The organism is Subtercola sp. Z020, from assembly GCF_002931235.1.
In the GTDB taxonomy this organism is placed as follows: domain Bacteria; phylum Actinomycetota; class Actinomycetes; order Actinomycetales; family Microbacteriaceae; genus Subtercola.
In genome coordinates this window covers 1-10,880 of sequence record NZ_PSTT01000054.1, presented here as the reverse complement: position 1 = coordinate 10,880, position 10,880 = coordinate 1, and the positions used below count along the sequence as shown (strand labels likewise).

Below are 10,880 nucleotides of genomic sequence, written 5' to 3'. Positions count from 1 at the left end.
GGGTCGCTGGCCATTCACATCGGTGTGAAACTGCCGATCATCCGCCAGTACTGGCGGATGATCGGCAGTTTCACACCGATGTGAATGGCCAGCGACCCGATGATCACGAACGAGAGCGCGAAGTGCACCTCGCGGAATCCGAACGGCCACGGGTAGAACTGGTAGGTGTTCAGCAGCCCGATGGTGATCTCGACCAGCGATGCGCCCACGAAGACGGCGATCGATGCCCGCTCCAGAACGCTGCCCACGCCCGTGATGACCGGCGTCTCGAAGAGTTTCGGGAAGACGGTGTAGAGCTTCGCGAGAATCAGGGGAAAGCACGCGATGCCGGCGGTGATGTGGATGCCCTGGGTCACCTGGTACAGCTGCACCGGCTGGGTGGGGAACCGCATCCAGGGCAACGGCTCCTGCAGGAAGTGGCTGTAGAGCCCCGTGCCGAAGCACACAAGGAACGCGAGAGCCAGCAGTCGACCGACCACCACGGCGAGCCGCAGATTGCGCGTGGGCGCAGCGACAGCGTGCTGCAGGGTGAGGAGCAGTCGTCGCATGGTCCTTCTTCGGAGCGGCACACCGAAGTGGTGGGTCACCCGTCATGATAGGCCTGTGCGCATACACCCCACCGCAGCAACCACCCCGGCAGCGTCGAGAACAACCGGAGTGCTTGCGACCGCGCTCACCGCCGTGCTCCTCGCCGTCGCTGCGACCGTCACGGTCGTCTCGGTCACCGCGGTGGGCTTCTTCGACCCCGCCGATGCCGGCGGCATCGTCTGGTGCACGGCGGTTCTCTGGGCTCTCTACGCCGCCGCCCTCCTGCTCGTCAGGCGCGTGCCCCCGCGAGCGGCGATCGTTCTGATCGTCGCCGGTTCGGCCGTTCTGGGCGGCAGCGCCCTCGCCGGTCCACCCAACACGAGCACGGATTCGGCGCGGTACGCCTGGGACGGGATCGTGCAGCTCGGCGGCGTCTCTCCCTACGCCTACGTTCCGGCCGACGACGCGCTGGCCCCGTTCCGCACCGACTGGCTGTTCCCCGCCACGGTTGCCGACGCCGACGGCCGACCGCAGTGCGAGGGCTCGCGGGTCGACCGCACCCTCAGCATCCCGTCGTTCGTCGTCACCTGCACGAGCATCAACCGGCCGCAGGTGAACACGATCTACCCGCCGGCCGCCGAACTGTACTTCGCCGGGGTGCGTGCCACCGTGCCGCCCACCGTCGCGTACCTGCCGTTCCAGGTCGCCGGGGCCCTGATCGCCCTCGGCATCACCGTGGCGCTCGTGCTCGCGATGCGGCGACGCGGCATCGACCCCCGCTGGGCCGCGCTCTGGGCGTGGAGCCCGTTCGTCACGACAGAGGCGGTCACCAACTCGCACGTCGATGCGCTGGCGGCACTCCTTCTCCTGGTGGCGACCCTTCTGCTCTCCCGGGCCGGCCCCGGCGACATTCGGCGGGGCGCCCTCGGCGGTGTCGCCCTCGGCCTCTCGATCGCGGCGAAGCTCGTTCCGGTGATCGGCGTACCCGCGATCCTCCGGCGGCATCCGTTCTCCGTCACGATCGCGACGGTCGCCACATTCGTGCTGCTGTACGTTCCGTATGTGGCGACCACCGGGCTCGCGGTGGTCGGCTACCTGCCCGGGTACCTCAGCGAGGAGGGGTACGACGACGGCACGCGGTTCGCCCTGCTCTCGATCGTCGCGCCGGGCGCGGGGGCGATCGTGCTGGCCGCCATCCTGCTGCTGGTGACGGCGCTGCTGGTGTTCCGGTTCACGGATGCGGCAGAGCCGTGGCTCGGCCAGACCGTGATGATCGGTGTGACGATGCTCGTCGTCACACCGAGCTACTCCTGGTATGCCCTGCTGCTGGTTCCGTTCATCGCGCTGAGCAGACGGTGGGAGTGGATGCTCATCCCCCTCTCCCTCACCGCGCAACTCCTGGTGCCGACCCTTGCGGTTGCACGGATCTCGTTCGCCGTCGCCGCCCTCGGCATCGTGGTCGGAGTCGTTCTGAGGCGTCGCCGCGCCAACCTCAACCTGAGCGTCAGCTGAGAACGAAAACCCATACCCATCCGATTGGGGAGGGGTGGCGAACTCATAGCGTCAGGCAATCACCGACACAAACGGGTTTCGACTCCGTCAGTTCTTGCACCGGCAGAGAGATGGCTGAATGCCACATCTGTGCCTGGGCAGCAACTCCTTTGGCGTACCCGGAACCCACCCACAGAAAAGGATTTCATCTCATGCGCAACTTCAAGAAGGTCTCGATCGCCATCGCCGCTTCGGGACTGCTCGCCTTCTCGCTCGCCGCCTGCTCCACCTCCTCGACCACGTCGTCGTCGCCCTCCGCTTCGGCCTCGGCGTCGACCAACGGAACTCCGATCGCCACCATCCCCTCCCTCTCGGGCAAGGACACGGCCGTCACGGTCGACGCCGGCTTCCTCGCCGCGCTGAAGAGCCTCGGCCTCACCCCCGGCGTGCTCGGCACCGCGACCCTCTCGACCGCCGGCGTGCTCGACTTCCCGATCACGGGTGGAAACGTCAAGTACTACGACCCGAACGAGTCCTTCCGCCCGTACGTGCAGGGCACCATCGACCACCAGGGCTCGGGCCTCAGCCTGACCGGCGGCGGCATCGAGGTCGACCTGACCAACTTCACGATCGACCCCGGAACCTCGAAGCTCTACGGTGACGTTGCCGCCAACGGTGCAGAGGTCGCCAAGCAGGCCTTCCTCTTCGACCTCGACGGTTCGACCCTGAAGCCCCTGCAGACCTCGGGTGACACCGCGATCCTCGAGGGCACCACGGTGCACGTGTCGGCCGACGCCGCTGCGCTGCTGAACAAGACCTACGGCACGACCGCCGTCAAGGAAGGCCTCCTCGTGGGCGTCGCCAAGATCACGGTCAACACCAAGTAACACACGCCCCACAGCACATGAAAGGCCCCGGCTCTTGCAGCCGGGGCCTTTCTCTGTTCCTGGCGGGGATTCATTGCGGTGCTGTAAACATTGGGCCGATATGACCGGCGGCGCACGGCGGGTGTGTTAAGACTTGATACACAGCACACTGCAACCTGAAAGAGGTAGACGCCATGTCGTCCGCATTCATCTCCCGAAAGCGCGTGGTCGCGGTCTCCGCCGCCCTCGCCGTTTCGGCCCTCGCCCTCGCCGGCTGCTCCGGCGCCAATTCCGGTGGTTCCACCTCCGGCGGTGCCGGTGGCGGCTCGATCACGATCGGCACCACCGACAAGATCACCACGATCGATCCGGCCGGCTCCTACGACAACGGCTCGTTCGCCGTCGAGAACCAGATCTACCCGTTCCTCGTGAACTCGCCGCTCGGCACGTCGGATGTGAAGCCCGACATCGCGGTGTCGGCCGACTTCACGGCGCCCACCGAGTACACCGTCAAGCTCAAAGAGGGCCTGAAGTTCGTGAACGGCCACGACCTCACCTCCTCTGACGTGAAGTTCAGCTTCGATCGCGTCGTCTCGATCGCCGACGAGAACGGCCCCTCCTCACTGCTCGGCAACCTCGCGAGTGTTGCGGCACCCGACCCCACCACCGTGGTGTTCACGCTGAAGGAGCCGAACGACCAGACGTTCGCGCAGGTTCTCTCGAGCCCCGCCGGCCCCATCGTCGACGAAGAGACCTTCTCGCCGACCGCCCTGACGCCCGACGTCGACATCGTGAAGGCGCATCCGTTCGCCGGCCAGTACGACATCACCAGCTACGACTTCAACAACACGATCCAGTACAAGGCCAACCCCGGCTACCAGGGGCTGCTCGGCGCCGCCAAGACCGGCACCGTGAACGTCAAGTACTACGCCGAGGCAGCGAACCTCAAGCTCGACATCCAGCAGAACAACATCGATGTCGCCTACCGCAGCCTCTCGGCCACCGACATCGCCGACCTGTCGACGAACAGCAAGGTCAAGGTCGTCGACGGCCCGGGTGGAGAGATCCGCTACATCGTCTTCAACTTCAACACCATGCCGTTCGGCGCGACGACCACCGAGGCCGACCCGGCCAAGGCTCTCGCCGTCCGCCAGGCCGTGGCCGACCTGATCGATCGTGATGCGATCGCTTCGCAGGTCTACAAAGACACGTACACCCCCCTGTACTCCTACGTCCCTGCGGGCCTCACCGGGGCCACCACGGTTCTGAAGGACCTCTACGGCGACGGCACCGGCAAGCCCAGCGCCGACAAGGCGAAGGCGACGCTCGCCAGCGCCGGCGTCACCGGCCCGGTCACGCTGAACCTGCAGTACGTGTCGGAGCACTACGGCCCCTCGTCAGGCGACGAGTACGCGCTGATCAAGGACCAGCTCGAGCAGAGCGGCCTCTTCACGGTCAACCTGCAGACGACCGACTACGTGCAGTACTCGAAGGACCGCACGGCAGACGTCTACCCGGAGTACCAGCTCGGCTGGTTCCCCGACTACTCCGACGCCGACAACTACCTGACGCCGTTCTTCTCCGCCGACAACTTCCTGGCGAACCACTACGACAACACGGCCGTGCAGGATGCGATCACCAAGCAGGTCAGCGAGACCGACACGGCTGCCCGCACCTCGGAGATCGAGAACATCCAGGCCCAGGTCGCGGCCGACCTGTCGACGATCCCGTACCTGCAGGGTTCGCAGGTCGCGGTGGTCGGCTCGAACGTGAACGGTACGGCCGACACGCTCGACGGCTCGTTCAAGTTCCGCTACGGAGCACTGTCGAAGGGCTAGTCATTCTGTAGTATCCCGGGGGCGATCCGATTTTCGATCGGGTCGCCCCCGTCTTTCCTCCTGCACCCACCCGACGATTGGTACCTATGACAGCGACCGCCCCGGCCGTTGGCGCTCCCGCCTCCGGCCCAGCCTCCACCCCCCGTGCGAAGCGGCGCTTCCCCGGCGGTGGCCTCGGCCGCTACATCGTCGTGCGGTTCCTGCTGATCATCCCGACGATCTTCATCCTCGTCACCCTCGTCTTCTTTCTCATGCGGGCCACCGGCGACCCGATCACGGCTGCCCTCGGTGGCCGGTTGAGCGGCGAGCAGCTGCAGGAGCGCATCCATTCGGCCGGCTACGACCGGCCCATCCTGGTGCAGTACGTCGAATACCTCGGCCAGATCGCCACGGGCAACTTCGGCACCAGCATCAGCGACAACCGCCCCATCTCGACCGTGCTCGCGACCTACGGGGTCGCCACGCTCGAGCTCGCGTTCTACGCCCTGATCGTCGCCTTCATCGTGGGTATCCCGCTCGGGATGCTCGCCGCGTACTTCCGCGACAAGGGGCAGGATGCTGCGCTCCGCGTCTTCGCCATCCTCTGCTACGCGACCCCGGTGTTCTTCGCGGGAATCCTGCTGAAACTCGTCTTCTCCGTGTGGCTGAACGTGCTGCCGGTGGCCGGTCGCGCCTCCACCTCCTCGGAGCTCGAGATGCAGTTCCTGCCCAACAAGACGGGCATCTACCTGATCGATGCCTTCCAGACCGGCGACCCCGCCGTGATCGGCGACGTGCTCTCGCACGCGGTGCTGCCGGCGATCGCCCTCGGTCTGCTCACGGCCGGCGTCTTCCTCCGGCTCGTCAGAACGAACGTCATCGGCACGCTGTCGACCGACTACGTCGATGCGGCGCGCTCCCGCGGCGTGAGCGAGTACCGGCTGGTGCGAAAGCACGCCTACAAACCGGCCCTCATCCCCATCATCACCGTGATCGGGCTGCAGATCGCCCTGCTCCTCGGCGGCGCCGTGCTGACGGAGACGACCTTCGAGTGGAAGGGTCTCGGCTTCCAGCTCGCCGAATACCTGGCCGCGCGTGACTTCGTGGCCGTGCAGGGCATCGTCGCCCTGCTGGCCGTGATCGTGGCCGTGACGAACTTCATCGTCGACATCATCGCCGCTCTCATCGACCCGCGAGTGAGGTACTGACCATGAAGCGTTCCCTGTTCTCCCGACTTCCCGTCGTGCACCAGCTGCGCCAGAGCGTGGGGCTCCAGCGCGGGATGCTCGTGGTGGGCCTCGTGATCACTGCGGTGTTCGTCATCTGCGCTCTCTTCGCCCAGCTCATCGCTCCCTACGGCTTCTCCCAGCTGAGGGACGCGAACGGGCAGTTCGGAGCCCAGCAGGCGCCGAGCGCCGAGCACATCTGGGGCACCACCGTCAGCGGTTACGACGTGTTCTCGCGCGTCATCTGGGGCGCCCAGACAGCCCTCGAGGTGATGGTCGTCGCCGTCATCCTGTCGATCTTCGTCGGAGTGTTCCTCGGCCTCGTCTCGGGGTACTTCGGCGGCTGGCTCGACCGCATCCTCGTGGTGCTCGCCGACGCCATTTACGCGTTCCCGTCGCTGCTGCTCGCGATCGTCATGTCGATCGTCATCTCGGGCGGGCAGTCGAACCTCTACGGCGGCATCCTCGCCGCGGCGATCTCGATCACCGTCGTGTACATTCCGCAGTACTTCCGGGTCATCCGCTCAGAGACCGTGCGCATCAAGGGCGGGGCCTTCGTCGAGTCGGCGAAGGTCATCGGCGCCTCGAACACGCGCATCATGGTGCGGCACGTTCTGCGGAACTCCACCCGCACCCTGCCGCTGATCTTCACCCTGAACGCGTCGGAGGCCGTGCTCACCCTGGCCGGGCTCGGCTTTCTCGGGTTCGGCATCGAACCCACCGCTGCTGCGGAGTGGGGCTTCGACCTCAACAAGTCGCTCTCCGACGTGACGAGCGGCATCTGGTGGACCGCGGTGTTCCCCGGCCTCGCCATCGTGCTCTCCGTGCTCGGCGTCACCCTCGTGGGTGAGAGCCTCAACGACCTCGCCGACCCGCGCCTGCGCGGTCGCCGGGCCGTGGCGGCCGCAGCCGGCGACGTCGCCGCGACGTCCGTCGTGCCCGGCGGCACACTGGAGGCGGGGCCCGGCGGGCTCGCCGGCCTCGAGGGTGGCGGCGACTTCGACGACAGCGGCACCCGGGTGCACACAGACAGGAGCACGTCATGACCACCACGCCCAGGAACGTCGTCGCGATCGAGAACCTCGAGGTCTCGTTCTCGACCGACGCCGGCGCCATCAAGGCGGTCGACCGGGTCAGCCTCTCCGTCGCGGCGGGCGAAGTGCTCGCCATCGTCGGCGAGAGCGGCTCGGGCAAGACCGTGACGGCAAAGTCCATCCTCGGGCTGCTGCCGGAGACGGCAACGGCCCGGGGCGCGATCGTTCTCTCCAGCCGTGACGGCTCGTCGGGGAACGATGTCGTGAGCCTGTCGAAGAAGCAGCTCCGTGGCATCCGGGGCTCCGATGTCTCGATGGTCTTCCAGGAGCCGTCGACCGCGCTGAACCCGGTGTACACCGTCGGCTGGCAGATCGCGGAGGGGCTCCGCGCCCACGGAACGTACACCCGCGCCGAGGCCAAGGCGAAGGCGATCGAGATCCTCGGGCGCGTCGGCATCCCCGACCCCGAGACGCGGGTCAACCACTACCCGCACCAGTTCTCGGGCGGGCAGAAGCAGCGCGTGGTCATCGCGCAGGCCCTGGTGCTCGACCCCGGGCTGATCGTGGCCGACGAACCGACGACGGCGCTCGATGTCACCGTGCAGGCGGAGATCCTCGATCTGCTGCGCCGGTGCCGCGACGAGTTCGGCGCGGCCATCGTGCTGATCACGCACAACATGGGCGTGGTCGCCGACCTCGCCGACAGGGTCGCCGTGATGTACCAGGGCAGGGTCGTCGAGGAGGCCTCAGCGGTCTCGCTCTTCGCGAACCCGCAGAACGACTACACGAAGAAGCTGCTCGCCTCGGTGCCGCACATCGGCCAGGGTGCGTTGCAGACCGCAGCACGGGCATCCGGCCGCGCCGACGCCTGGGAGAACGCCGCGCCCGTCGTCGTCGCGAAGGGGCTCCGCATCGAGTACCCCGGGCGGTTCGGGCGCGGGGGCTTCGTCGCCGTCGATGGTGTCGACTTCGAGATCCGTGCGGGCGAGGTGCTCGGGCTGGTCGGGGAGAGCGGATCGGGCAAGACCACGATCGGGCGTGCGATCGGTGGCCTCACCACGGTGACCGGCGGGTCGCTGAGCGTCCTCGACCACGAGATGAACGGCATCCGGGAGCGCACGTTCAAGAAGGTGCGGAGCGACATCGGCTTCGTCTTCCAGGACCCGGCGTCGAGCTTCAACCCCTTGCTCACGATCGCGGACTGCGTGGCCGAACCGCTGGTCATCCACGGCCGGGCCGAGAACCCGCGGGCTGCCCGTGCGCGGGTCGACGAGCTGCTCGAGGCGGTGCAGCTGCCGAAGAGCTACGGCGACCGGTTCCCGCACGAGCTCTCGGGCGGGCAGCGCCAGCGCGCGAGCCTCGCGCGGGCGATCGCGCTCGAACCGTCACTGCTGATCGCCGACGAGCCGACGTCTGCCCTCGACGTGTCGGTGCAGGCCCGCGTGCTCGAACTCTTCGCCGAGCTGCAGCGCGAGTTCGGTTTCGCGGCGCTGTTCATCAGCCACGACCTCGCCGTCGTCGACCTGCTCGCCGACCGCATCGCGGTGCTCTACAAGGGCAAGCTGGTCGAAGAGGGAACGGGAGCGGAGGTGCTCGGCGCGCCGCAGCATCCGTACACCCGGCGGCTGCTCGCCTCGCTGCCGGTGCCCGACCCGATCGAGCAGGCGTCGCGTCGCGAGGCGCTCCGCGCGCTTCGGGCGACCGAGGCGTGACCCCGGCCCGCCCCTAGACTGAACCCGTGAGCCACTTCGTCACCCTCCCCTCCGCCGGGGCCGAGTTCTCCGCCTACGTCGCGACCCCGGCCGGCGCACCCGAGTCGTACAGGGGTGCGGTGATCGTCGTACACGAAGTGTGGGGGCTGGTCGAGCACATCCGGAGCGTCGCCGACCGGTACGCGGCCGAGGGCTTGCTCGCCATCGCGCCCGACCTGATGGGTGATCTCGGGGTCTCGGCCGAGGTGGCGGATGAGCTGCAGCGGCAGCTGGTCGACACCGACATCGAGCAGCGGAACGCGGCCCAGCCGCGCCTCCGGGAACTGATGGCGCCGATCGCCGCTCCCGCGTTCGCGACCTCCGCCATCCAGAAGCTGATCGCCTGCGTCGACCATCTCGCCGAGCAGCCGGGGGTCGACGGGCGCATCGGGGTCACCGGGTTCAGCTTCGGCGGCAGCTACGCCTTCAGCCTGGCGGTCGCCGACCCGCGTGTGCGGGCATCCGTTCCGTTCTACGGCTACGCCAACTTCACGAACGAACTGCTGAGCGAGATCGCCTGCCCGATTCTGACGTTCGTCGGAGAAGACGATGTGAGCCTCTTCGCTGCCTTGCCGGCTCTGACAGACCAGATGAAAGCCTCGGGCGTCGACTTCACGGCGATCGCCTACCGCAACACGGGCCACGCCTTCTTCAACGACACCAACCCGGTCGCCTACCGCAAGGATGCGGCGAAAGACTCGTGGAAGAAGAGCGTCGCCTTCTTCACGAAGAACCTCGCTCGCCAGGCCTGAGAACCGGCGGAACAGAATGGGCGCGATCGACCTCGTACGCCGCATGTTCGGGTGGTCGCTGAAGCCGCCGACCGCGAGCGAGCAACGGCCCGACGACGTCGCGGTCGACACCTCGATCCTCACGATGCTGCGCACGCTCGGCATCGCGATGCTGGCGTCGAGCCAGGCCACGAACGACGTCGAGACGACGCTGTACGAGATTGCCGAGACCTACCATCTGAAAGGTATCCGCATCGCGGTGCTGCCGACCTTCGTCGTGCTGCAGCTCGACAGCATTCCGTCTGTTGCTGTCGACACGGGCATGATCGATGTGCGGGCGGTGCGGGATGCCCGCGGCGGGGTCTCGCGTGAACCCGCGCTGACGGGCCGGACCGACCTCGACACCGTCTCGTCGCTGTCGGTGCGTCTCGACCAGGCCGCCGCGATCGACGAGCTCGTGAACGACGCCCGGCTCGGCCGGCTCGACCCCGACGATGCGGCACCGAGGTTCGCGCTCATCCGCTCATCCCCTCCGCGATTCCCGGCATGGATGGTCGTGGTCGGGCACACCGTGCTCTGTCTCGGTTTCGGGCTGACGCTCAACCCGTCGATCGAGGCCATTCCGGCGTTCGTGCTGCTCGGTGCGATCGTCGGACTGATGCTGCTGCTCGGGCGCCGGCTGCCGACCCTCGCCAGCGCGATGCCCGTCTTCGCCGCGTTCATCGTGACGGTCGTGACGGTGCTCTTTCTCGCGGGGCCGGCCAGCGGCGACCCGCTGCGCCTGATCACCCCGGCTCTCGTGAGTTTTCTGCCCGGATTGACGCTGACCGTGGCATCCATCGAGCTGACCAGCAACCAGATCATCGCCGGCGCCAGTCGCATCGTCTACGGAGTGTCGCAGTTGCTGCTGCTCACCTTCGGTGTGATCGCCGGGTTCACGGTGACCGCACATGCGACCCAGCTGACGATCGGCCCGCAGCTCGGCTGGTGGACGTCGGTCGCCGGCGTCGCCCTGGTCGCCGCCGGGTACGTGCTGTTCCTGTCGGCACCGAAGAGGTCGTTCTTCTGGATCCTGCTGTCGCTCTTCGTCGCGTTCAGCGCCCAGACGCTCGGGGCACTCGTCATCGGACCCCAGCTCGGCGGGTTCGTCGGGGCGCTGGTGATCGTGCCGGTCAGCCGGTTGTTCGCGCGGTTCCGCACCGCACCCCCCGCCACGGTGTTGACGCTCGCGTCGTTCTGGCTGCTCGTACCCGGGGCGCTGGGGTTCATCGGCATCAGCGAGACTGCGACGCAGGCCACCGGGAGCGCCACGGTGGTGGTGAACACGGCGCTGTCGCTGTTCTCGATCGCGCTGGGGATTCTCGTCGGCACCGGGCTGACGCGCGACTTCGCGCGTCAGCCCGGTGCCGACGAGAATCCCCAGCGCGATCGAGAAC

At 67.5% G+C, this 10,880-nt stretch carries 9 protein-coding genes; 8 read left to right on the top strand and 1 reads right to left on the bottom strand.

The genetic code is table 11. The annotated features are described in order from the left end of the window. Window positions 1-14: 14 nt before the first annotated feature. Window positions 15-548: a hypothetical protein gene (locus C5B96_RS07580; RefSeq protein WP_233189066.1), complete on the bottom strand. Its 534-nt coding sequence runs from the start codon at window positions 546-548 to the stop codon at window positions 15-17. A gap of 109 nt (window positions 549-657) precedes the next feature. On the opposite strand from C5B96_RS07580, the gene C5B96_RS07575 reads away from it, so the two are divergent. The 8 genes from C5B96_RS07575 to C5B96_RS07540 all read left to right on the top strand — a co-directional run. Next, window positions 658-2,040: a glycosyltransferase 87 family protein gene (locus C5B96_RS07575; RefSeq protein ID WP_158507138.1), complete on the top strand. Its 1,383-nt coding sequence runs from the start codon at window positions 658-660 to the stop codon at window positions 2,038-2,040. A gap of 191 nt (window positions 2,041-2,231) precedes the next feature. Further along, complete coding sequence (locus tag C5B96_RS07570; RefSeq protein WP_104244525.1) at window positions 2,232-2,906, top strand: hypothetical protein; 675 nt, start codon at window positions 2,232-2,234, stop codon at window positions 2,904-2,906. 173 nt (window positions 2,907-3,079) lie between these two features. Then, window positions 3,080-4,723: an ABC transporter substrate-binding protein gene (locus C5B96_RS07565; protein ID WP_104244523.1), complete on the top strand. Its 1,644-nt coding sequence runs from the start codon at window positions 3,080-3,082 to the stop codon at window positions 4,721-4,723. Between the two features lie 86 nt (window positions 4,724-4,809). Continuing rightward, window positions 4,810-5,910: an ABC transporter permease gene (locus C5B96_RS07560; RefSeq protein ID WP_104244521.1), complete on the top strand. Its 1,101-nt coding sequence runs from the start codon at window positions 4,810-4,812 to the stop codon at window positions 5,908-5,910. Between the two features lie 2 nt (window positions 5,911-5,912). Continuing rightward, window positions 5,913-6,974, top strand: coding sequence for an ABC transporter permease (locus tag C5B96_RS07555; RefSeq protein WP_233189065.1), 1,062 nt, complete (start codon window positions 5,913-5,915; stop codon window positions 6,972-6,974). Continuing rightward, window positions 6,971-8,674, top strand: a complete 1,704-nt coding sequence (locus C5B96_RS07550) for an ABC transporter ATP-binding protein (protein ID WP_104244519.1) — start codon at window positions 6,971-6,973, stop codon at window positions 8,672-8,674. Before C5B96_RS07555 ends, C5B96_RS07550 begins: the two co-directional genes overlap by 4 nt. A 26-nt stretch (window positions 8,675-8,700) precedes the next feature. Next, on the top strand, window positions 8,701-9,465 hold the full coding sequence (locus tag C5B96_RS07545; protein WP_104244517.1) for a dienelactone hydrolase family protein: 765 nt from the start codon (window positions 8,701-8,703) through the stop codon (window positions 9,463-9,465). A 16-nt stretch (window positions 9,466-9,481) separates the two neighbouring features. Next, window positions 9,482-10,880 (top strand): threonine/serine exporter ThrE family protein (locus tag C5B96_RS07540; RefSeq protein WP_104244515.1); only part of this gene is annotated, 1,399 nt, incomplete at its 3' end.

Coding starts and splice junctions, on each gene's coding strand:
- C5B96_RS07580 (WP_233189066.1), bottom strand. CDS start 548: ATGCGACGACTGCTCCTCACCCTGCAGCACGCTGTCGCTGCGCCCACG.
- C5B96_RS07570 (WP_104244525.1), top strand. CDS start 2,232: ATGCGCAACTTCAAGAAGGTCTCGATCGCCATCGCCGCTTCGGGACTG.
- C5B96_RS07565 (WP_104244523.1), top strand. CDS start 3,080: ATGTCGTCCGCATTCATCTCCCGAAAGCGCGTGGTCGCGGTCTCCGCC.
- C5B96_RS07560 (WP_104244521.1), top strand. CDS start 4,810: ATGACAGCGACCGCCCCGGCCGTTGGCGCTCCCGCCTCCGGCCCAGCC.
- C5B96_RS07555 (WP_233189065.1), top strand. CDS start 5,913: ATGAAGCGTTCCCTGTTCTCCCGACTTCCCGTCGTGCACCAGCTGCGC.
- C5B96_RS07550 (WP_104244519.1), top strand. CDS start 6,971: ATGACCACCACGCCCAGGAACGTCGTCGCGATCGAGAACCTCGAGGTC.